This window comes from Pseudomonas sp. DR208 (genome assembly GCF_019823005.1).
In the GTDB taxonomy this organism is placed as follows: Bacteria; Pseudomonadota; Gammaproteobacteria; order Pseudomonadales; family Pseudomonadaceae; genus Aquipseudomonas; species Aquipseudomonas extremorientalis.
In genome coordinates this window covers 5,957,235-5,978,745 of the sequence record NZ_CP081944.1, presented here as the reverse complement: position 1 = coordinate 5,978,745, position 21,511 = coordinate 5,957,235, and the positions used below count along the sequence as shown (strand labels likewise).

Here is a 21,511-nt window from a genome sequence, read left to right as displayed (position 1 = left end):
GGTTGACCGTTAGTCGGCTTCCTGAACTTTGGCGCAATGATGGCACTGAGGTTACTTCTGCTTTTTCTGAACCGGGGCTAGAGTGAGGCCTCAGTGTTTGTCCGGGTTTTCTGTCAGAAATGACCGGAGTAGTCCTAAGGAAGAGACGTAGCATGGAATGCGCTCCACACCACGGCGATGGTCATTCGGTTCTTCTTGTGGTCGATGACTACCCAGAGAACCTGCTTAGCATGCGAGCGCTGTTACAGCGTGAAGACTGGCATGTGGTGACCGCTGCGTCCGGTGTGGAAGCCCTCGAGAAGTTGCTCAAGCACGAAGTCGACCTGGTGCTGCTGGATGTGAAGATGCCCGGCATGGACGGCTTCGAGGTGGCGCGCCTGATGCGTGGCAGCCAGCGCACGCGCATGACCCCGATCATTTTCCTCACCGCCAATGCCCAGTCGCCCGCCGCAGTACTCGAAGGCTATGCCAGTGGCGCCATCGATTACCTGTTCAAACCGTTCGACCCGCATATCCTCAAACCCAAGGTCCAGGCGTTGCTGGAGCATCAGCGCAATCGCCGGGCCTTGCAGCGTCTGACTCATGAGCTGGAGTCCGCACGGGCGTTCAATGCCTCGGTGTTGGACAACGCCGCCGAAGGCATTCTGGTGGTGGGCGAGGGCAGTGTGATCGAGTATGCCAACCCGGCCATTTCGCGACTGCTGAACGCTACCATGGCCGAGTTGCGAGGCGAGAGTTTCCTGAGCTTCCTGCAAAAACCCCATGTGCCGGCCTGGCTGGGGTTCGAGATGTACCTCGCTTATCGCCAGGGCCAGACCTGGCGCTTGCACGATGCGATCCTGCGTACCAGCCGCGGCCAGCAGGTGCCGGTGGCGTTGTCGTGTGCGCCGCTGCCGGCTGAACAGAAGGCCATGGTGGTGACCGTGCTGGACATGTCCGAAGTGCGTCACCTGCATCAACAATTGGAGTTCCAGGCAGTCACCGACCCGCTGACCGGGCTGTTGAACCGGCGCGGGTTTTACCAGGCGGCGGAGAACATTTTGCTGCGCAGCGAGCGCAACGAGCAGTCTCTGGTGCTGCTGTACCTGGACCTTGATGGCTTCAAGCGGGTCAATGATTCTCTCGGTCATGACGCCGGCGACCGGGTGCTGCGCTGGGTGTCGGAGCAGTTGCAGGGTTGCCTGCGTTCCTACGACATTCTCGGGCGCATGGGCGGCGATGAGTTCACCGCGCTGCTGGAGCTGGAGTTCCCCGAGCAGGCGGCGAAGATTGCGGAAAAACTGATCGAACGGGTGTCTATCTGTCAGCAGGTTGACGGTTTGGATGTGATGCTCGGTGTCAGTATCGGTATCGCCACGTTCCCGGATTGCGGCTCGGACGTTAACGGCCTGTTGCGCGCGGCGGACATCGCCATGTACGAAGCCAAGCGCGCAGGTCGTCAGCAATATCGCTATTACGACCAGGAAATGAACGGCCGCGCCCGTTCGCGCCTGATGCTCGAAGACGGCGTGCGCACGGCGATTCAAAACAAGGAGTTCACCCTGGTGTACCAGCCCCAGGTGGCGTTGGCGGACGGACGTGTGCGCGGCGTGGAAGCGCTACTGCGCTGGCAGCACCCCAGTGTCGGTGATGTGCCACCCGGTCTGTTTTTGCCGTTGCTGGAAGAGGCCCGGCTGATCAGCCAACTCAGCACCTGGATTTACCAGCAGGTCGGCGGCCAGCTCCAGGCCTGGCACGCCGGCTTGGATGATGAACTGGTGTTGAGCGTGAGCCTGAGCAGCAGTCAGTTCAACATGCCCAACCTGGCGAGCCAACTGCAGCAGGTGCTTGAGCGACATGAGCTGCAGGGGCGGCAACTGGAGGTGGAAATCAGTGAAGACTGCCTGATGAGCAACCTTGAAGAGTCGATCAAGCAGCTCAAGTTGCTGCGCCAGATCGGCGTGCGCACCGCCCTGGATGACTTTGGCCTGGGCAACTGTTCCCTGGCGCACCTGCGCGACCTGGCCTTCGACACCCTCAAGCTCGACCCGCAATTGGTCGCTCGCCTGCCAGGCTCAGCGCGGGATGAGGTGATGGCGCGCAGCATTATCGAGCTGTGCGGGCATTTTGATGTAGTGGTGGTGGCTGAGGGGGTGGAAACCCAGGAGCAGGCCCAATGGCTGAAGGCTAATGGCTGCCCTTTCATTCAGGGGCCGATGGCGGCACAGCCGTTGGTGGCTGAGGAAGTGGCACACTGGTGCCACGCTCGCCTGCGCTGAATTCGTTACACTGGCGCCTATCCGAATCTGTTGCAGACCCCATGACCGCGCTGAAATACCTCCAGGCCTATCCCGCCGCCCTTCAGGAACAAGTGCGCCAACTGATCGCCAAGGACCAGTTGGGTGCCTACCTGGAGCAACGTTACCCCGAACGCCACGCGGTGCAGAGCGACAAGGCCCTGTACGCCTACGCCCTGGCCTTGAAGCAGGAACATCTGCGCAATGCGCCGGCCATTGACAAGGTGCTGTTCGATAATCGCCTGGACCTGACTCATCGCGCCCTCGGCCTGCACACCACCATCTCGCGGGTACAGGGCGGCAATCTGAAATCGAAGAAAGAGATCCGCATTGCTGCGCTGTTCAAGGAGGCCGCGCCGCAGTTCCTGCGCATGATCGTGGTGCACGAACTGGCACACTTCAAGGAGTCGGACCACAACAAGGCGTTCTATAAACTCTGCGAGTACATGATGCCGGGCTACCATCAGGTGGAATTCGACCTGCGGGTGTACCTCACGTACCGCGACCTGCTGGGCAAACCCTGACCGCACAAGGCAACCGACCATGGATGTGAGCAAGACCAAGAGCAGCTTCTACCGTCGCCTGTACGTGGCCTACCTGATCGACAGCGGCCAGGCCAGCAGCGTCCCGGCCCTGACCGACGCCACCGGCATGCCTCGGCGTACGGCGCAGGACACCATTGCGGCGTTGGCCGACCTGGATATTGTGTGTGAGTTCGAGCAGGAAGACGGTGCCCGCAACCATGCCGGGCACTATCGGATTCGCAGCTGGGGCGCGATTGATCGGCGCTGGATCGAGGCGAACCTCGGCCAGATCAAGCAGGTGCTGGGTTATCCCTAGTCCTTTCGCATGCCGATGTGTGGAATATCATCCTCAAGGTACTCCTCACCTGCCACGACAAAACCATACCGCCCGTAGTACCCCTGCAAATGCGCCTGGGCTGACAGGAATATCGGTGTCTCGGGCCACGTATCGGCAATCTGCTTGAGCGTCTCTTCCATCATCCGATGGCCCAGCCCGGTGCCGCGCGCCACCGGCGCTACGATCACGCGGCCGATCACCACGTCGCCGCCCTGGGATTCCGGGTCCAGCAGGCGCAGGTACGCCACCAGTTGGTCGTCTTGCCACGCCATCAGGTGGTGGGTATCGCCCGATAAATCCTGCCCATCGAGATCCTGGTACACACATTTCTGCTCGACAACAAACACCTCGTTGCGCAAGCGCAGGATCGCGTAAAGCTGCTCCTTGCCCAGGTCATCGTGGTGTTTGCACACCCATTCAACGGTCATGGCCAGTTCTCTTATCAATGTCTGATGCGGATAGTAAGCGCAGCGGGCAATGCTGTCTAAATCAACTATTTTTGTGAGTGAAATCAATTTGCCATCATTGAGTGCGTTCGGTGCCGGTTTCTTTGTGTAATCTGAGCTACTGTTAGAACCTCGGGCCGCGCCTGAGCCAAGGCCACCGCCTGCCTGCCAAGGACTTTGAGCATGCCGCGATTCTCTCGTGCCGTTGCTTTGATTGGAGTGTTGCTGCTGGCCCAGCCGGCATTCGCGCAGCGTCTGCGTCTGGTGGCAGATGCCTGGCCGCCTTTTACCGATTCCACCTTGATCAACGGCGGGCTGGCCACCGATATCGTCAGTACCGCCCTGGCCCGTGCGGGTTATGCCAGTGACTTCGAGCAAGTGCCCTGGGCCCGTGCGCTGATGGGGGTGGGCGACGGCCGTTATGACGTGCTGATCAACGCCTGGTACGACGATGCCCGTACGAAACTGGGCCAGTTCTCAGGTGAATACCTGCTCAACCGTGTGCGCTTTATCAAGCGCCGCGACGATCCCATCGAATTCCAGAACCTTGCGCAATTGCACGACTATCCCATCGCCGTGGTGCGTGGCTATGCCTATTCGGCGGCGTTCGATGGGGATGCGCAGTTGCAGAAAGTCCCGGTGCACAACTTCGCCATGGCCGTGCGCATGCTCGCGGCGCAGCGGGTGCGGCTGACGCTGGAGGATGAGTATGTGGCGCGCTATTACCTGTCGCGCGAGTCGGCGCGGGTGCGCAACGCAGTGGAGTTTTTGCCCCAGCCGCTTAGTGAAAACAGCCTGCATATCCTGGTCAGCCTGAAGAACCCGGAGCATGAGCAGATCGTGGCCGGGTTTGATCGGGAGATTGCCAAAATGAAGGCTGACGGTAGCTATGAGCGGTTGATGAAGCAGCACGGTATGTAGCGGGTGCCTCTTGTGGCAAGCCCGCTCGCCACAGGTCAGGCCGCGCTGGTGTCCTTGATCAAATGCGCCGCCAAGGTGCGCAACGGCCCCAGTTGCCGGCAAATCAACGCCAACTGCGTCTGTACCAACCGCTGCCCTTCATCGATCTCATCCGGCATCTGCTCCAGGTCCGCCGCCAGCGCTTCCTCGGCATCGCTCTGGATCGCGATCGGCTGCTTGTTGGCCAACCCCGTGGCGATCTCATCGATGCTCGCCGCCAGGGTCTTGCCGGCGCCATCGATCAGATGCTCACGCACCTCGGCCGGCAATTGGGTTTCACGGTGCGCGCCCAGCCCTGACAAATAACTGAGCAAAGTGTGCGACAACACCAGGAACCGAAAACCCACGTCCGCTTCCTTACGGAAGTGCCCCGGTTCCATCAGCATGTTCGCCAGGGTGGTGGACAGCGCGGCATCGGCGTTGTGTGCGTTGCGTCGGGCCAGGCGGTAGGCCAGGTCGTCGCTCTTGCCGGCGGCGTACTGCTGCATGATCTGGCGCAGGTAGATGCTGTTGCAGGTCAGGGTATTGGCCAGCACTTTGTTCAAGCGGCGACCTTGCCAGTCCGGCAGGAACAGGAACACCGCGAGGCCGGCGATCAGGCTGCCGAGCAAGGTATCGAACAGGCGTGGCAGGAATAGTCCGTAGCCATCGCCGACCTGGTTGAAGCAGAACAACACCATCAAGGTGATGGCGGCGGTGGCCAGGGTGTAGCGGGTGGTGCGGTTGATAAAGAACACCAGGCCGGCGGCGATGGCGAACATCGATTGCACCAGGGGGCTCGGAAACAGGTCGAACAGTGCCCAGGCCACGGTCAGGCCGATGGCCGTACCGATGATCCGCTGGCCGAGCTTGCGCCGCGTGGCGCCATAGTTCGGCTGGCACACAAACAGCGTGGTGAGGATGATCCAGTAGCCCTGGGACGCGTGGATCGCATGCAGCATGCCGTAGCCGACGGTCAGCGCCAACGACAGGCGCAACGCGTGACGGAACAGCAGTGACGTCGGCGTCATCTGCGTGCGCAGGCGCGTCCACATTTCCTTGAGGTTGCGCGGGGCGCGGTCCAGCAGGTTGCTGTCGGTGGCGTCCGCCAGGCTGTCGGGGTTGCTGGCGTCGCCGAGCAGGCGGTCCAGGGTCGACAGGTTGGCCGCCAGGGCGCGCAACGAACGCAGCAGGCCGCGCCAGGCTGGGTTGCTCTGGATGCGCAGGTGTTCCAGGGACGCGTTGAGGTCGCCCAGGGCTTCGGCGAAGCTGTCGTCATAGATGAACGGTTGGCGCATCTGGATCGATTCGGCCAGGGTCTGGCAGGCCTTGCCTTGCTGGCGTAGCAGGCGCTGGCAACGGAAGAGTACGTCGCTGTGGAAGAAGGCCTCGGCCAGGGCGTTGTACGGGTAGTGCGACGAGCTGGCGCGTTCGTGGATGTCCTGGGCTAGGAAGTAGAGCTTCAGGTAACGGCTGACTTTCGAACCGGGTCGACCATTGCCCACGCGATGCAGGATGATTTCCTTCGCCGCATTCAACGCCGCCACCACGCGACCGTTCTGCTGGGCCAGTTCCAGGCGCCGCGCTTCCACGTCCAACTGGCGGATTGGCTCGAACAACGATGACTTGAGCTTGAGGTACCGTCCAAGCTCACGGAACAACCGCGCCAGGCTCTGTTGCACCGGCTGGTTGGAAAACAGCGCCTGCCACAGCACCGACAGCGCGCCATACCAGGCTGCACCGGCCACCAACAACAGCGGCTCATGCCAGAAATCGCTGACGGCGCCGCCGCGCTGGTCCACGCCGATCATGGTGTATACCGACAGAATCAACGTTGCCGAAGCAATCGCCCCATAGCGCTCGCCCAAGGCGCCGAGCATGGTCAGGCAGAAGGTGGCCAGGGCCAGTGAGACCGCGAAGATCAAGGGATAAGGGAACAGCAACTCTACCGACAGCGCGGCGATGCTGAAACACACCAGCGTCACCGCCAGGGCGTTGAGGCGGCCCTGCCAACTGTCATCGGTCTCGGCCAGGGCGCTGGCGATGATCCCCAGGAACAACGGGATCAGCAGTGCCATTTCATCCTGATACCAGCACAGCGCCATGCTGCCGGTGAGGGCAATGAATACCCGAATGCTGTAGCTGAATTTATCCAGTGCCCACAGGCGCCGCAGGGACTGCTTGAACGAGGTCGATGACATGAAGTCTGGAGTCTTCCGGGACGATGCCGCTAAATTGAGCTATCAAGGACGCTGCGGCAAGCGTGGCGATCACATCCAACAGCAAAATTTATTCCATGTGGGAGGGGACTTGCCCCCGATAGCGGTAGATCAGTCACAGTCGTACTGATTGACACACTGCCATCGGGGGCAAGCCCCCTCCCGCATTTGACCGATTACACTCTTCAGGCGTACTGCGCCGCCGCGTAACCCGAAGCCCAGGCCCACTGGAAGTTGAAGCCGCCCAGGTGACCGGTCACATCCAGCACTTCACCGATAAAGTACAGGCCGGGGCTTTTCAGCGATTCCATGGTCTTGGACGACACTTCCCGTGTGTCCACGCCACCCAATGTGACTTCCGCCGTGCGATAACCCTCGGTGCCCGCCGGCACCCATTGCCAGTTGCCGAGTTTTTGCGCGATGTCGGCAATTTCGGCATGGGTGTACTGCTTCATCGGCTTGGACACGAACCATGTCTCGGCCAACAGGTTGGCCATCTTCTTGGTGAAGATCTCGCCCAGCAGGGTTTTCAACTCGCTGTTGGGGCGCTCGACTTGTTGCTGTTGCAGCCAGGTGTGAGCGTCGTGGTCGGGCAGCAGGTTGATTTCAACCGTGTCGCCGGATTCCCAGTAAGAAGAAATCTGCAGAATCGCCGGCCCGCTGAGGCCACGGTGGGTAAACAGGATGTTCTCGCGAAAGCTCTGGCCGTTGCAGCTGACCAGGCAATCCACCGACGTCCCCGACAACTCGCCACACAAATCCTTGAGCTGGTCGGTGATGGTGAACGGCACCAGCCCGGCGCGGGTCGGCAGCAATTCGTGGCCGAACTGTCTGGCCACCTGGTAACCAAAACCGGTCGCGCCCAGGGTCGGGATCGACAGGCCGCCGGTGGCGATCACCAGGGATTCACAGCGCAACTCGCCCAAGGTGGTCTGCAACTGGTAGCCGCTGTCCAGCTTGGCAATCTCCTGGACCGACGTGTCCAGGTGCAGGCTCACGCCGACCTGGATGCACTCATCGAGCAGCATGCCGAGGATGTCGCTGGATTTGTTATCGCAGAACAACTGGCCGAGTTTTTTCTCGTGGTACGGCACGCCGTGCTTGGCCACCAGCCCGATGAAGTCCCACTGGGTGTAGCGGGCCAGGGCGGACTTGCAGAAGTGTTCGTTGTGCGACAGGAAGTTGGCCGGCTCGGTGTACAGGTTGGTGAAGTTGCAGCGGCCACCACCGGACATCAGGATCTTCTTGCCGGCCTTGTTCGCATGGTCGATCAACATCACCTTGCGCCCACGCCCGGCGGCGGTCAGCGCGCACATCAAGCCTGCGGCGCCGGCGCCAATGATCACAACTTCGGTCGAGCGCAAAACGGTGTCCTCATACAAGTTCTGATTTGGAATACAGTCAAATGTGGGAGGGGCTTGCCCCCGATAGCAGTGTGTCAGCCAGTGCATCGGTAACTGATAGATTGCTATCGGGGGCAAGCCCCCTCCCACATTGGATCTCCATTGAAGCGGAGATCGTGTTACAGGATACGCACGCGCAACGAACGGCCTTTGATCTTGCCGTCATTCAAGCGCTGCAAGGCCTGCTTGGCGATCCCGCGTTCCACGGCCACGAAGGCCTGGAAGTCAAAGATCGCGATCTTGCCGACCTGGGCACCCGGGATGCCAGCTTCACCGGTCAACGCGCCGAGGATGTCGCCTGGGCGAACCTTGTCTTTACGGCCTGCAGCGATGCACAAGGTGCTCATCTGCGGCAGCAACGGACCACCGCTTTGCGGCTTGAGGTTGTCCAGTTGGTCCCAGTTCAGCGGCGATTTCTGCAACTGCTCGATGGCCTGGGCGCGGTGCGCTTCGGACGGAGCGACCAGGCTGATGGCGATGCCGGTCTCACCGGCACGACCGGTACGGCCGACGCGGTGGATGTGGATTTCCGAATCGCGGGCCAGTTCGACGTTGATCACCATGTCCAGCGAGTCGATGTCCAGGCCACGGGCTGCAACGTCAGTGGCAACCAGCACCGAGGTGCTGCGGTTGGCGAACATCGCCAGCACCTGGTCGCGGTCGCGCTGTTCCAGGTCGCCATGCAGGCCAACGGCGGAAATGCCCTTGGAGGTCAGGTGATCCACGGTTTCCTGTACTTGCTGCTTGGTGAAGCAGAAGGCCACGCAGGAGGCAGGGCGGAAATGCGCCAGCACCTTGGTCACGGCGTCCATGCGCTCTTCCGGCGAGATCTCGTAGAAACGCTGCTCGATCTGGTCATCGGAGTGGAACGCTTCGGCTTTGACTTGCTGCGGCGCGCGCATGAACTTTGAGGCCAGCTGCTTGATGCTCACCGGGTAGGTGGCGGAGAACAGCAGGGTCTGGCGGCGCGGCGGGGTCTTGCTGATGATGTCTTCGATGGCGTCGTAGAAGCCCATGTCGAGCATGCGGTCGGCTTCATCGAGGATCAGCGTGTTGAGGCCGTCCAGTACCAGCGAACCTTTGCGCAAGTGCTGCTGGATGCGACCCGGTGTGCCGACGATGACGTGGGCGCCGTGCTCCAGGGAAGCGATCTGCGGGCCGAGGGAAACGCCGCCGCACAGGGTCAGCACCTTGATGTTGTCTTCGGCACGGGCCAGGCGGCGGATTTCCTTGGCGACCTGGTCGGCCAGCTCACGGGTCGGGCACATGACCAGGGCCTGGCAGCCGAAGTAGCGCGGGTTGATCGGGTTCAACAGGCCGATGCCGAAGGCGGCGGTCTTGCCGCTGCCGGTCTTGGCCTGGGCAATCAGGTCCAGCCCCTTGAGGATCACCGGCAAGCTTTGCGCCTGGATCTGCGTCATCTCGACATAACCCAGCGAGTCGAGGTTAGCCAGCATGGCGGCGGACAGGGGCAAAGTATTAAAAGCGGTGGCGATGGTAGTCACGGGACTGGCTCTGCAAAACAAAATGTCGCGCAGTGTACCAGTCCCGTGGGAATTTCCCTGCAAGTTCTAGACGAGAAGCCTGTTAATGCTCGATGTCGTGCTCGCGGCTGACTACTCGTTTGCCATCGGTTGGCGACAATTGCAGGAAGATCGCCGCCGCCAGCATCGCCATGATGCCCACTGTCAGAAAGGTCAGTTGGAACGCGCCGAGTACGCTTTCCACCCCATCATTACCGGTTTCGGCGGTGAACCCGCCGAGCAGCGCACCCGCGCAGGCCACGCCGAGGCTGAGGGACAACTGCGCCACCACTGACAGCAAACTGTTGCCGCTGCTGGCCTGGGCGTCGTCGAGGTCGATCAGGGTGACGGTGTTCATCGCGGTAAATTGCAGGGAATTGATCGCCCCGAGTACCGCCAGCATGCACAACAGCAGCGGGTAGGGCGTGTGCTCGCTGACCAGGCCCATGCTCGCCAGCATGATGCCCAGCGCCAGCGTGTTGCCGGTGAGCACGATGCGGTAGCCGAGGCGTTCGATCAGGGTGCGGGCGATGGATTTGGCAAACATCGCCGCCGCCGCCAGGGGCAGCATGCTCATACCGGCTTCGGACGGTGAGTAACCCAGCGCGACCTGCAACAGCAACGGCACCAGAAACGGCAACGCACCGCTGCCCAGCCGCGCAAACAGGTTGCCGAGGATGCCGATGGCAAAGGTGCGGGTCTTGAACAGCACCGGCGAAAACAGTGGGTTGTCGATATGCCCGGCGCGCAGCCAATACGCCGCCAGGCACGCCAGCCCGCCGAACAGCAGCAACATCACCCGCAGGTGCGGCAGGTGCAGTTCGCCCAGGCCTTCCATGGCGATGGTGATCAACACCATTGCTGCGCCAAACAAGAGAAACCCGACGCCATCAAAGCGCGTGCGTTCGCTGCCGCGCAGATCGGGGATGAGTTTCCACACGGCGTAACAGCCGACCATACCCACCGGCAGGTTGATCAGGAAGATCCAGTGCCAGGTCAGGTATTGCACCATCCAGCCACCCATGGTCGGGCCGAGTAGCGGGCCGAGCAGGCCGGGAATGGTAATGAAGCCCATGATGCGCACCAGTTCGGAGCGGGGGTAAGCGCGCAGCACCACCAAGCGGCCGACCGGCAACATCAGCGCGCCGCCCAGGCCCTGGATCACCCGGGCGCCCACCAGCATGGTCAGGCTGCTGGACAAGGCGCACAGCAGCGAACCGATGCTGAACAGCATGATCGCGCCAAAGAAAATTTTCTTGGTGCCGAAGCGGTCGGCGATCCAGCCCGAAGCCGGGATCAGCAAGGCAACGGTGAGCATGTAGGCGATCACCACCCCTTGCATGCGCAGCGGGTTTTCAGCGAGGTCCCGGGCCATGGCCGGCAACGCCGTGTTGAGGATCGTCCCGTCCAGCGACTGCATGAAGAAGGCAATCGCGACCACCCAGGGGAGCCAGCGGGCGGTCTTGGCATCGAGCGGGACGCGATTGGGCATAGAGAACCTTTTTGTTAGCTGGCTATGTGTCGGCGATTATGCGCCAACCGGGGTGCTTTTTCCCACCAGGAAATCCAGCAGTTCACGGTGTACCGCTGCGGCGGCTTCGTTGGATTCGAGGTCGAGCAAGTGGCCAGTGTGTTCGGCCACGGCAAAGCTGCTGCGCCCTACGTACTGCTTGAACAATTGCGCTTCGGCGGCGGGGGTGTATTCGTCGAGTGCGCCGTTGAGGAAGTGCACCGGTGTTTCAATCTGCTTGAGTGTCGGCAGGTAGTTGCCGTCGCCCAAGGCCAATACCTGATGGATGTGAAAACGCGCCTGGCGGTATTCGGTGGTGGCCATGCTCGACAAGTGCCGGTGGTTGTTGCGCTTGAGGCGGGGCGACAGGTACTTGCCCACGGTCTCGTTGAGCAAGTGGCCGACCGCGGACTTGTCATCGGCCTCGATCAGCACGCGCACGCGCTCCACATAATCGAGCATGGCCTGGTTGAGGCTGGGCGCCAGGGCCATCACCACCGAGCTTTCGATGGACGGCGGGTTATGGGCCAGGGTCAGCAACGTCGAGATGCCGCCCCAGGAGGCCGACACCAGGTGGTTGACCTGGAAGCGCTCGACCAGGGCGCGCAGCATCTGCACCTCGTCGTCCTTGGTGACCAGGTCAAGTTCGGCGTTGTGTTCCCGGGAATAGCCGGAGAACGGCAGGTCGAACAGCAGTACATTGAAATGCCCGGCCAGGCATTTGCTGGTGCGGGCGAAGGAACGCGTGGTGGACAGCGCGCCGTTGACCATCAGGACGGTCTTTTTTTCCGAATCGTTTCCTAGCTGCTCAACATGAACGTTGTAGTGCTTGAACAGCTTCTCTATGACAAAACTTCCATGGTTCATGTCAACGCTCCAGCTTGCCCTTCCCGGGCAAGGCCATGCTCTCGTGGGTGGGGTGGCGGGGTGCCACTAACCCTTATAACGAGGAATCTGGAGGTGAACAACAGGCCGAATGGCCAAAGTGTGGAGAAGGGAAGCTTCGCTACGGCGCAGGTAAATCCCCTGTAGGAGCCGGCAAGCCGGCGCCCACGAAGGATGGGGTTTACAGGGTGAGGGTCAGGCGTTTGACCAGGGCTCCCGGCAACAGGTTGGAAGCGGTGTTGCGCTGGCTGTAGGTGCTGGCCGAGAGCAGCAATTCCCGCTCAGCGGTCAGGGCTTCAAGCTGCGAGCCGAGCAGGTTGTACACGCTGTCATCAAAGCGCATGGTGCTGACCGGTGCCTTGATCTCGCCGTCTTCCACCCAGAAGGTGGCGAAGCGTGTCATGCCGGTCAGGCGCGCCGCCGGCAGGTCCGAGTAGTTCAAATACCACAGGTTGCTGATGTACAGCCCGGTGCCCAATTGCTTGAGGATATCGGCCTGGGCCAGGTTGCCGGCGGCCATCTGCAAGGCGCTGGGGGATTCGTCGCTGCTGGCGCCGTTGGTGCTCAGGCCGTATTCGGCGGCGCTGCGCGAGTTGATCAACTGGCCTTCGCCTTTGCCCGCGCTGATCAGTGTCACGTCACTGCGCGGATAGCCCTCGGTGGAAAACGCCTGGCTCAGGGAGCCGCTGATCTGTTCGTCCACGGTCACCAGCGGGCTCAGGGATTGTTCACCGGCATACAGCTTTTGCAGCGAACTGCCTTTACTGGCAATGGCCTGGGCGGAAAAACCACCCCAGGTGATGAGGCTGATGATTTCTTCCAGCGCCGCCGGGGCGAGGTAGGCGCGGTACTGCCCGGGTGCCAGCGTGTGCAGCGGGCGGCCAAGGAATTCCAGTTGCTCGCGGGCTTGCTGGAAGCGCGCGGCGAACTCGGCGCTGTTCCAGGTGTGCCCGGCATAGCTGGCCTTGACCGCTTCACCATTGGCGTGGAACAGGCTGAAGTCGAAGTTGAAGCTGTTGGCGCGGTGCCAGCCGAACGCGCCGTCCGAGCTGGCAAAGCCACGGCTGATCGGGCCGGCAGCGTAGAAACCGACCAGATCAATACCTTCAGCAGCCTGGCTGATGTCTTCCAACACCCGGGCCAGGTCCGGCAGCGGTCGCGTTTGTTCGTTGCTGCTTTGCCAGGCATTGTGGTTGAGCAGCAGGTACGGGTCCTTGGGTAGCAACGGCAAGGTGTCGCGCAGTTGTTGCAGGCCGTCGGCCAGGCGTTGGCGGTCCAGCCCCGCTTCGCCGGACAAGGTGATGCCCAGGTCGGCATGGCGGCCATCGTTGATCAGTTTCAGGGTGAGGCTGGCTTGTTGCACCTGGCCGGCCTGGCGCACCTTGGCGTGGTTGAAGCGTACGAATTCGGAGGCTTCATCCGCATAGCCGAGGTGGAATTGTTCGTTGTCGGTGATGGCCTGCTTGAGCCACTCCACCAGTGCCTTGAAATTGTTCATCAGGCATCTCCCCCAAATACGTCGACATCACTGAATACGCAGGCCGGCGACGCATGGCCGACGCGAATCACCTGGTTGGGTTCGCCTTTGCCGCAGTTCGGTGTACCCAGCACCTTGAACGTACTGGCATCGCCGACGGCGCTGAGATTGCGCCAGAAGTTCGCGGAAATAGCCCGGTAGTTGGGGTTTTTCACCACGCCTTTCAACTCGCCATTTTCGATCAGTTGGCCCCATTCGCAGCCGAACTGGAATTTATTGCGCGCATCGTCGATGGACCACGAGCGGTTGGTCGACATCAGGATGCCGTTTTCGATGCCGCCGATCAGTTGCGCGAGGCTCTTGTCGCCTGCTTCGATATTCAAGTTGGCCATGCGATCGATGGGCGCGCGGTTCCAACTGCTGGCCCGGCTGTTGGCCACGCCTTGCATACCCGCGCGAAATTGCGACAGCGCTCCACCGAGGGGTTTGAGCAGCAGCCCCTCACGGATCAGGAATTGCTTGCTGGCTTTGGTGCCTTCGTCATCGTGGCCGTAGCTGGCCAGTTGCTCGGGAATGTCCGGGTCGAAGGTCACGTTCAGCAGCGGGGAGCCGTATTGCAGGTGGCCGAAGTCGCTGGCCTTCACAAAGCTGGTGCCGGCGTAATTGCGCTCGTCGCCGAGGATGCGGTCCAGTTCCAGGGGGTGGCCGATGGATTCGTGGATCTGCAGGATCATCTGGTCGGGCATCAACAGCAGGTCACGCGGACCGTTGGGCGTGTTCGGCGCGGCCAGCAGTTGCAGGGCCTCATCGGCGATGCGCGGCGCGGCGCCGACCAGGCCGAAGCGGCTGATCACGTCGAACCCGCCTTGCTGGCCGAAGTTGCTGCCGCCGAGGGTGCGGGTCTGGCTGTCATCACCGTCGTAGGCGGTGACATTGACGCCGGGGAATACAAAGCGCTGGGCCTGGCGCAACTGGGCACCGGCATTGTTCAGGTAGATCTGCTCGACGTGGGTCAGGCCCAGGCTGACTTCCCAGCTCACAAGGCGCTCGTCCTTGGGCACGGAGGCCGATTCGCTGCCGAGCAACTGGTAGCAATCGCTCAGGGACGGGAAGGGCTGTTGAAGCTCGGGCGACAGGTAATCGGCGACGTCACTGGAGACGTGTTGCTCGCGCAGGTCGAGCAAGGCGTGGGGGCTGATCAGGCGGGCTTGTTGTTCGGCACGCTCAAGGGCGGCTTGCAGGCCGGCGAGGGAAATGTCGTTGGTCGCGGCGTAGGCTTCCACACCGTTGAGACGCACGGTGAGCATGGCGCCCTCGTCGTGGCTCAGGTGGGGCGGTTCGGCGACGTTCTTGCGTACGGCCAGGTATTGGCCGGACTCGCGTACGTAGCGCAGCGAGAAGAATTCGGCGCGGGTGCGCAGGGCACTGAAATGCTGTTTGAGTGTGGCGTGGTGGTCGAACATGGGGCCTTCCTTGTGGGCGGCTCGTCGCGGGCAGGCAGACAGAGTAGCTGATCAAGGAGGGGTTTTGCAGTGACTGGTCGGGCCTCTTCGGGGGCAAGCCCCCTCCCACACTTGATCGGGTTCACACGGTCAAAAATGTGGGAGGGGGCTTGCCCCCGATGGGAACACCGCGGTGTATCCGTTACTGCGCGGTAGGGCCCACTTCACGCAGCGGCTTGCCACGTACCGGCGCGTCGCCTGCCACGTAGTAGTCGGCGGTGCTGCGTGGCAATGGCTTGCGGCCACGGATCTTGTCGGCGATTTTCTCGGCGATCATGATCGTTGGCGCGTTCAGGTTGCCGGTGGTGATGATCGGCATGATCGACGCATCGACTACACGCAGACCCTGCATGCCATGCACGCGGCCTTCGCCATCGACTACTGCCATTTCGTCGGTGCCCATCTTGCACGAGCAGGACGGGTGGAACGCCGTTTCGGCGTGCTCACGGATGAACTTGTCCAGTTGCTCATCGGTTTGCACATCGATACCCGGGCTGATTTCGCGGCCACGATAGGGGTCCAGCGCCGGCTGCTGCATGATTTCACGGGTCAGGCGGATGCCGTCGCGAAATTCCTGCCAGTCCTGCTCGGTGGCCATGTAGTTGAAGAGGATGCTCGGGTAGTCCCGTGGGTTCTTCGACTTCAACTGGATGCGGCCACGGCTCGGCGAGCGCATGGAGCCCATGTGCGCCTGGAAGCCGTGCTCTTTCACACCGTTGCTGCCGTTGTAGTTAATCGCCACCGGCAGGAAGTGGTACTGGATGTTCGGCCATTCGAATTCTTCACGGGTGCGGATGAACCCGCCCGCTTCGAACTGGTTGCTGGCGCCGATGCCGGTACCGTTGAACAGCCACTCGGCACCAATGGCCGGCTGGTTGTACCAGAGCAGCGACGGGTACAGCGACACGGGCTGGGTGCAGGCGTATTGCAGGTACAGCTCAAGGTGGTCCTGCAGGTTTTCACCGACGCCTGGCAGGTCGTGGACCACCGGGATGTCGAGGCTTTCCAGCAGTTTGGCCGGGCCGACACCGGAGCGTTGCAGCAATTGCGGCGAAGCGATGGCGCCGCTGCACACCAGCACTTCCTTACGGGCGCGGGCTTCGACGCGCTCTTCGGCGGCGCCGATCAGGTAACGCACGCCAACCGCACGTTTGCCTTCGAACAACACTTTGTCGGTGAGGGCGTGGGTGACGATGGTCAGGGTGGAACGCTTCTTGGCGGTGTCCAGGTAACCGCGTGCGGTGCTGGCGCGACGGCCTTTAGGCGTGACGGTACGGTCCATCGGGCCGAAGCCTTCCTGCTGGTAGCCGTTCAAGTCTTCGGTACGTGGGTAACCGGCCTGCACGCCGGCTTCGACCATCGCGTGGAACAGTGGGTTGTTGCCAGGCTTGGGCGTGGTCACGCTGACCGGGCCATCGCCGCCGTGCCAGTCGTTGGGGCCGATATCGCGGGTTTCGGCCTTGCGGAAGTACGGCAGGCAGTCGAGGTAGGTCCAGTCTTCCAGGCCCGGCAGCTTCGCCCAGTTGTCGTAGTCCATGGCGTTGCCACGGATGTAGCACATGCCGTTGATCAGCGAGGAACCACCCAGGCCCTTGCCGCGCCCGCATTCCATCCGGCGGCCGTCCATGTGCGGCTCTGGATCGGTTTCGTAGGCCCAGTTGTAGCGGCGGCCTTGCAGTGGGAACGCCAGGGCGGCTGGCATTTGCGTGCGGAAGTCGAAACGGTAGTCGGGGCCACCGGCTTCCAGCAGCAGGACGGTGACGCCTTCGTCTTCGGTCAGACGGGTCGCCAGGGTGTTACCGGCGGAGCCGGCACCCACAATGATGTAGTCGTATTCTTGGGACATTGGATGCACCCTCTTTGATGTGTGGTCAGGTCGGGCCTCATCGGGGGCAAGCCCCCTCCCACATTTTTGAATGTATTCGCAAATCAAAGTGTGGGAGGAGGCTTGCCTCCGATGGCGGCCTCAGGCAATACATGGCCCGGGTCTTAGAACACCGAGGCGTAGTCGCCCAGCTCAACCTGTACCGATTTGATGCGGGTGAAGTTGTTCAGCGAGCTGATGCCGTTCTCACGGCCCACACCCGATTGCTTGTAGCCACCGACCGGCATCTTCGCGTCGGATTCGCCCCAGGCGTTGATCCAGCAGATACCCGCTTCCAATTGGTGAATCACGCGGTGAGCGCGGTTCAGGTCTTTGGTCACCAGGCCAGCGGCCAGGCCGAAGTCGGTGTCGTTGGCGCGGCGGATCACTTCTTCTTCGGTCTCGTAGGTGAGGATGCTCATCACTGGGCCGAAGATTTCTTCACGGACGATGGTCATTTCGTCGGTGCAGTCGGTGAACACGGTCGGGGCCACGTAGGCGCCTTTGGCGAAGTCGCCGTCGGTCAGGCGGTCGCCACCGCACAGTACGCGTGCGCCTTCTTCCTTGCCTTTGGCGATGTAGCCCAGCACGCTTTCCATGTGGGCGAAGCTGACCAGCGGGCCGAAGTTGGTGTTGTCGTCCTGCGGGTCGCCGACGCGGATGCGCGCAACACGCTCGACGATCTTGGCTTCGAATGCCGCTTGCAGGTGCTTGGGTACGAACACGCGAGTGCCGTTGGTGCAGACCTGGCCGGAGCTGTAGAAGTTGGCCATCATCGCGATGTCGGCGGCGCGATCCAGGTCGGCGTCTTCGAACACGATCAACGGCGACTTGCCGCCCAGTTCCATGGTCACTTCCTTGAGCGAGGAGCTCGACGCGCTCGCCATGACTTTCTTGCCGGTGTCGGTGCCGCCGGTGAACGAGACTTTCTCGATGCGAGGGTGCTCGGTCAGCCAGGTGCCGACTTCACGCCCGCTGCCGGTCAGCACGTTGAACACGCCCGCCGGAACGCCGGCTTCGGAGTAGATCTCGGCCAGTTTCAGCGTGGTCAGCGAGGTGACTTCGCTTGGCTTGAAGATCATCGCGTTGCCGGCGGCCAGGGCCGGTGCGGATTTCCACAGGGCGATCTGGATCGGGTAGTTCCACGCGCCGATACCGGCGACCACGCCCAGCGGCTCGCGGCGGGTGTAGACGAACGAGGTGTCGCGCAGCGGGATCTGCTCGCCTTCGATGGCCGGCACCAGGCCTGCGTAGTATTCCAGCACGTCGGCGCCGGTAACGATGTCGACGTATTTGGTTTCGGAGAAGGCTTTACCGGTGTCCAGGGTTTCCAGGGCGGCCAGCTCGTCGTTGCGCTCGCGCAGGATGTCGACGGCACGACGCAGGATGCGCGAGCGCTCCATGGCGGTCATCGCAGCCCAGATTTTCTGGCCTTTCTCGGCGCTGACCACGGCACGTTCAACGTCTTCTTTCGTCGCGCGTTGCACTTGGGCGAGAACTTCACCGTTAGCCGGGTTGATGGCTTCGAAGGTGGCATCGCTGCCAGCGTCGCTGTAGCCGCCGTCAATGTAGAGTTTTTGCAGTTCGAAACGGGCCATAAAGTCCTCGCAAGTGCATAAGTGGTTGGCGTTGACTGCCGTACCGTAAGCCGGTGCGGCAGCGTTCAGGGGTTGAGCGTTTATGTGTGCTCTAACTCACCTGCTTGGCCAATTGGAAATCCATGTATTCGTAAGCGATCCGTTGCGCCTGCGCCGTGTCGAAAGCGTCTCCCGACAGGGCGCCGCGCAACCACAAACCGTCGATCAGGGCCGCCAGGCCGCGGGCTGCTTTGCGTGCGTGCGGCAGCGGCAGCACTCGGCGGAACTGGCAGCACAGGTTGGAATACAGACGTTGATCGTTGATCCGCTGCAACCTGTGCAATGACGGGTGGTGCATGCTGGTGGCCCAGAAGGCCAGCCAGGTTTTCATTGCCGGTCCGTTGACCTGGCTGGCGTCGAAGTTGCCCTCGATGATCACCTGAAGGTGCGCCCGTGGGCTGTCGTCCGTCAGCGCCTGCCGGCGTTCATGGACGTTGTCGATCAGTGCGTTCATCAAGTAGCGCATCGTCGCTGCAATAAGGCCGTTCTTGTCCTTGAAGTAGTGACTGATGATGCCGTTCGAGACACCGGCCAAACGGGCGATCAGCGCAATGCTGGCATCTCCCATTCCGACCTGATCGATGGCCGTCAACGTGGCTTCGATCAACTGCTGGCGGCGTATGGGTTGCATACCGACCTTGGGCATGTAGCACCTCTCCTTAGGCCTGCGGCGGGCGATAAACGTCCGTCGGCTTGATGGCCAGTCTATTTTGTTTTGATTGAACGTTCAATCAACAAAGAATAAGATCTGCGACAAATGGTCGCGTCCTACAGGTATTTCCCACCTGCAGGCGCGACATCCGGCACCTGGTTAAACCCCTGAAACGTCCCTGGGCACTGCGCCCGTGGGGGACAGGGATTTAAGGGGTGTCTTTATAACACCCGTCCGTCGACTGCCGAAAAATCGATGTCCCGGGATAACCGTTGCCTTGTGTTTCTCTCTCGCACTGCCCGGAGCATCTGCGCCATGAGTTCTGCCTCTCTTATAAAAACCCCACCGGAAAAGGTGCGGGTCAACGGTTGGGTGTTCTACACCTCCACCGCGCTGATTCTGTTGTTGACTGCCATTCTGATCATCGCCCCGCAGGAGGCCGGGCGCATGCTCGGTGTTGCCCAGGCGTGGCTTTCGAAAAGCTTCGGCTGGTACTACATGGTGGTCATCGCCGCCTACCTGGTGTTTGTGGTGGGCCTGGCGTTTTCGTCCTACGGCAAGTTGAAACTGGGCAGCAAGGACGACACCCCGGACTTCAGCTACGGCGCCTGGGCCGGCATGTTGTTCTCCTCGGGCATCGGCATCTCGCTGCTGTACTTTGGCGCCTCGGAGCCGCTGGACCATTACTTCAACCCGCCCGAAGGCGCAGCCGCCAGCAATGGCGCCGCACGCCAGGCGCTGCAACTGACCTTCCTGCATTGGGGTCTGCATGGCTGGGCGATCTATGCCCTGGTCGGCCTGGCCGTGGCGTACTTCGCGTATCGCCATAACCAGCCGCTGGCCCTGCGTTCGGCGCTGTACCCGCTGGTGGGCGAGCGTTGGGTGAAAGGCGCGGCCGGCCACGCGGTGGACGGTTTCGGCATGTTCGTGACCCTGCTGGGCCTGGTGACGAACCTGGGGATTGGTTCGATGCAGGTGTCGTCCGGGTTGGAAAACCTGTTCGGCATGCAGCACAGCAACACCAACCTGTTGATCGTGATCATCGTGATGAGCACCGTGGCGACCATTGCTGCCGTGTCGGGCGTGGAGAACGGCATCCGCCGCCTGTCCAACCTCAACATCGTGCTGTTCAGCGGCCTGTTGATCTTTGTGCTGTTGTTCGGCCCGACCCTGCATTTGCTCAACGGCCTGGTGCAGAACACGGGGGACTACCTCAACGGCATCATCCTGAAAACCTTCGACCTCTACGTGTACGAAGGCGACGCCGACAAGACCGAACGCTGGATGGGCCTGTGGACCCTGTTCTACTGGGCGTGGTGGATTTCCTGGGCGCCATTTGTGGGTATGTTCATCGCGCGGATTTCCCGTGGTCGCACGGTGCGTGAACTGGTGGCCGGCGTGCTGCTGATTCCGCTGGGCTTTACCCTGGCGTGGTTGTCGATCTTCGGTAACTCGGCCCTGGACCTGGTGCTGAACCATGGTGCGGTGGAGTTGGGCAAGACGGCGCTGGAGCAGCCTTCCATGGCCATCTACCAGTTGCTGGAGCATTACCCTGCGTCGAAAATTGTTATCGGCGTGTCGATCTTCGTCGGCTTCGTGCTGTTCCTGACCCCGGCGGATTCCGGCGCGGTGATGATGGCCAACCTGTCGTGCAAAGGTGGCAACGTGGATGAAGATGCGCCGCACTGGCTGCGGATCTTCTGGTCGGCGGTGATCACCCTGGTGACTATCGGCCTGCTGTTTGCCGGCAACTTCGAAGCCATGCAAACCATGGTGGTGCTGGCGGGGCTGCCGTTCTCGGTGGTGCTGATCTTCTTTATGTTCGGCTTGCACAAGGCGATGCGCCAGGACGTGGCCATCGAACAGGAGCAGGCGCAATTGGCCGAGCGTGGTCGCCGTGGTTTCAGCGAGCGTCTGACGGCGCTGGACCTGCAACCGAGCCAAGGCACCGTGCAGCGTTTCATGGACAAGCATGTGACGCCGGCGTTGGAAGAGGCGGCGACGGCGTTGCGTAATCAGGGCTTGGAAGTGCAGACCCTGCTCGGTAAGTCCAAGCGTTGCATCGGTGTGCGCATCGAGATGGAAGAGGGCAACCCGTTTGTCTATGAAGTGAGCCTGGATGCCTACTCGTCGGCGCCGAGCGACCTGCCCGAGGAAGAGCGCACTCGCTACTACCGTGCCGAGGTATACCTGCACAACGGACCTCAGGAATACGACCTGATGGGCTTCACCCAGGAACAGATCACCCGGGATGTGCTCGATCAGTTTGAAAGCCATCGGCAACTCCTTGGCCGGGTCTATAGCTGATAGTTGAAGA

At 61.6% G+C, this 21,511-nt stretch carries 16 protein-coding genes; 5 read left to right on the top strand and 11 right to left on the bottom strand.

Annotated features, from left to right (window positions below):
- The first annotated feature begins 152 nt into the window (after positions 1-152).
- The 3 genes from K5K89_RS27085 to K5K89_RS27075 are packed head-to-tail and all read left to right on the top strand — an operon-like array spanning position 153 to position 3,116.
- Entirely contained in the window at positions 153-2,258 is a 2,106-nt protein-coding gene (locus K5K89_RS27085; RefSeq protein WP_222540565.1) for a putative bifunctional diguanylate cyclase/phosphodiesterase, read from the top strand.
- A gap of 41 nt (positions 2,259-2,299) precedes the next feature.
- Positions 2,300-2,800: a M48 family metallopeptidase gene (locus tag K5K89_RS27080; protein WP_058426613.1), complete on the top strand. Its 501-nt coding sequence runs from the start codon at positions 2,300-2,302 to the stop codon at positions 2,798-2,800.
- Positions 2,801-2,819: 19 nt separating this feature from the next.
- Positions 2,820-3,116, top strand: coding sequence for a helix-turn-helix domain-containing protein (locus K5K89_RS27075; protein ID WP_033898013.1), 297 nt, complete (start codon positions 2,820-2,822; stop codon positions 3,114-3,116).
- Here the strand turns inward: K5K89_RS27075 and K5K89_RS27070 are convergent.
- Positions 3,113-3,565, bottom strand: coding sequence for a GNAT family N-acetyltransferase (locus tag K5K89_RS27070; RefSeq protein ID WP_092242104.1), 453 nt, complete (start codon positions 3,563-3,565; stop codon positions 3,113-3,115). The two genes, K5K89_RS27075 and K5K89_RS27070, sit on opposite strands and share 4 nt — an antisense overlap.
- 201 nt (positions 3,566-3,766) lie before the next feature.
- Between K5K89_RS27070 and K5K89_RS27065 the strand changes: the two genes are divergently transcribed.
- Positions 3,767-4,504: a substrate-binding periplasmic protein gene (locus tag K5K89_RS27065; RefSeq protein ID WP_071490320.1), complete on the top strand. Its 738-nt coding sequence runs from the start codon at positions 3,767-3,769 to the stop codon at positions 4,502-4,504.
- Positions 4,505-4,539: 35 nt separating this feature from the next.
- Here the strand turns inward: K5K89_RS27065 and yccS are convergent, their stop codons facing one another.
- The 10 genes from yccS to betI form a co-directional block, all read right to left on the bottom strand.
- Positions 4,540-6,723 carry a YccS family putative transporter gene (gene yccS / locus K5K89_RS27060; protein ID WP_071490319.1) on the bottom strand — a complete coding sequence of 728 codons (2,184 nt, stop codon included), beginning with the start codon at positions 6,721-6,723 and terminating at the stop codon, positions 4,540-4,542.
- 203 nt (positions 6,724-6,926) lie between these two features.
- Positions 6,927-8,105, bottom strand: coding sequence for an NAD(P)/FAD-dependent oxidoreductase (locus tag K5K89_RS27055; RefSeq protein WP_071490318.1), 1,179 nt, complete (start codon positions 8,103-8,105; stop codon positions 6,927-6,929).
- 158 nt (positions 8,106-8,263) lie between these two features.
- The gene (gene dbpA / locus K5K89_RS27050) at positions 8,264-9,601 is read right to left on the bottom strand and encodes an ATP-dependent RNA helicase DbpA (RefSeq protein ID WP_231501119.1); all 1,338 of its coding nucleotides are present in this window, start codon (positions 9,599-9,601) and stop codon (positions 8,264-8,266) included.
- Positions 9,602-9,731: 130 nt separating this feature from the next.
- A complete protein-coding gene (mdtD, locus tag K5K89_RS27045) occupies positions 9,732-11,159 on the bottom strand; it encodes a multidrug transporter subunit MdtD (RefSeq protein WP_071490317.1) in 1,428 nt (475 codons plus the stop codon).
- A gap of 36 nt (positions 11,160-11,195) precedes the next feature.
- Positions 11,196-12,044 (bottom strand): alpha/beta fold hydrolase, encoded by an 849-nt coding sequence (locus K5K89_RS27040; RefSeq protein ID WP_071490316.1) that lies wholly within the window; start codon positions 12,042-12,044, stop codon positions 11,196-11,198.
- Between the two features lie 199 nt (positions 12,045-12,243).
- Positions 12,244-13,560, bottom strand: coding sequence for a TldD/PmbA family protein (locus K5K89_RS27035; protein WP_222540564.1), 1,317 nt, complete (start codon positions 13,558-13,560; stop codon positions 12,244-12,246).
- Positions 13,560-15,002: a TldD/PmbA family protein gene (locus K5K89_RS27030; protein WP_222540563.1), complete on the bottom strand. Its 1,443-nt coding sequence runs from the start codon at positions 15,000-15,002 to the stop codon at positions 13,560-13,562. The genes K5K89_RS27035 and K5K89_RS27030 overlap by 1 nt, the downstream gene beginning before the upstream one ends.
- Before the next feature lie 181 nt (positions 15,003-15,183).
- The gene (gene betA / locus K5K89_RS27025; RefSeq protein WP_071490313.1) at positions 15,184-16,887 is read right to left on the bottom strand and encodes a choline dehydrogenase; all 1,704 of its coding nucleotides are present in this window, start codon (positions 16,885-16,887) and stop codon (positions 15,184-15,186) included.
- 143 nt (positions 16,888-17,030) lie between these two features.
- Positions 17,031-18,503, bottom strand: coding sequence for a betaine-aldehyde dehydrogenase (gene betB / locus K5K89_RS27020; protein ID WP_222540562.1), 1,473 nt, complete (start codon positions 18,501-18,503; stop codon positions 17,031-17,033).
- A 91-nt stretch (positions 18,504-18,594) separates the two neighbouring features.
- Complete coding sequence (betI, locus tag K5K89_RS27015; protein WP_017735982.1) at positions 18,595-19,188, bottom strand: transcriptional regulator BetI; 594 nt, start codon at positions 19,186-19,188, stop codon at positions 18,595-18,597.
- Positions 19,189-19,566: 378 nt separating this feature from the next.
- Between betI and K5K89_RS27010 the strand changes: the two genes are divergently transcribed.
- Positions 19,567-21,501, top strand: a complete 1,935-nt coding sequence (locus K5K89_RS27010; RefSeq protein WP_231999537.1) for a BCCT family transporter — start codon at positions 19,567-19,569, stop codon at positions 21,499-21,501.
- Positions 21,502-21,511: the final 10 nt, after the last annotated feature.

Bases quoted from the DNA above. Each gene is read 5' to 3' on its own strand.
- K5K89_RS27035 (WP_222540564.1), bottom strand. From the start codon at position 13,560: ATGAACAATTTCAAGGCACTGGTGGAGTGGCTCAAGCAGGCCATCACC.
- yccS (WP_071490319.1), bottom strand. From the start codon at position 6,723: ATGTCATCGACCTCGTTCAAGCAGTCCCTGCGGCGCCTGTGGGCACTG.
- betI (WP_017735982.1), bottom strand. From the start codon at position 19,188: ATGCCCAAGGTCGGTATGCAACCCATACGCCGCCAGCAGTTGATCGAA.
- K5K89_RS27040 (WP_071490316.1), bottom strand. From the start codon at position 12,044: ATGAACCATGGAAGTTTTGTCATAGAGAAGCTGTTCAAGCACTACAAC.
- K5K89_RS27080 (WP_058426613.1), top strand. From the start codon at position 2,300: ATGACCGCGCTGAAATACCTCCAGGCCTATCCCGCCGCCCTTCAGGAA.
- betA (WP_071490313.1), bottom strand. From the start codon at position 16,887: ATGTCCCAAGAATACGACTACATCATTGTGGGTGCCGGCTCCGCCGGT.
- mdtD (WP_071490317.1), bottom strand. From the start codon at position 11,159: ATGCCCAATCGCGTCCCGCTCGATGCCAAGACCGCCCGCTGGCTCCCC.
- K5K89_RS27070 (WP_092242104.1), bottom strand. From the start codon at position 3,565: ATGACCGTTGAATGGGTGTGCAAACACCACGATGACCTGGGCAAGGAG.
- K5K89_RS27030 (WP_222540563.1), bottom strand. From the start codon at position 15,002: ATGTTCGACCACCACGCCACACTCAAACAGCATTTCAGTGCCCTGCGC.
- K5K89_RS27085 (WP_222540565.1), top strand. From the start codon at position 153: ATGGAATGCGCTCCACACCACGGCGATGGTCATTCGGTTCTTCTTGTG.
- K5K89_RS27075 (WP_033898013.1), top strand. From the start codon at position 2,820: ATGGATGTGAGCAAGACCAAGAGCAGCTTCTACCGTCGCCTGTACGTG.
- K5K89_RS27065 (WP_071490320.1), top strand. From the start codon at position 3,767: ATGCCGCGATTCTCTCGTGCCGTTGCTTTGATTGGAGTGTTGCTGCTG.
- dbpA (WP_231501119.1), bottom strand. From the start codon at position 9,601: ATGCTGGCTAACCTCGACTCGCTGGGTTATGTCGAGATGACGCAGATC.
- betB (WP_222540562.1), bottom strand. From the start codon at position 18,503: ATGGCCCGTTTCGAACTGCAAAAACTCTACATTGACGGCGGCTACAGC.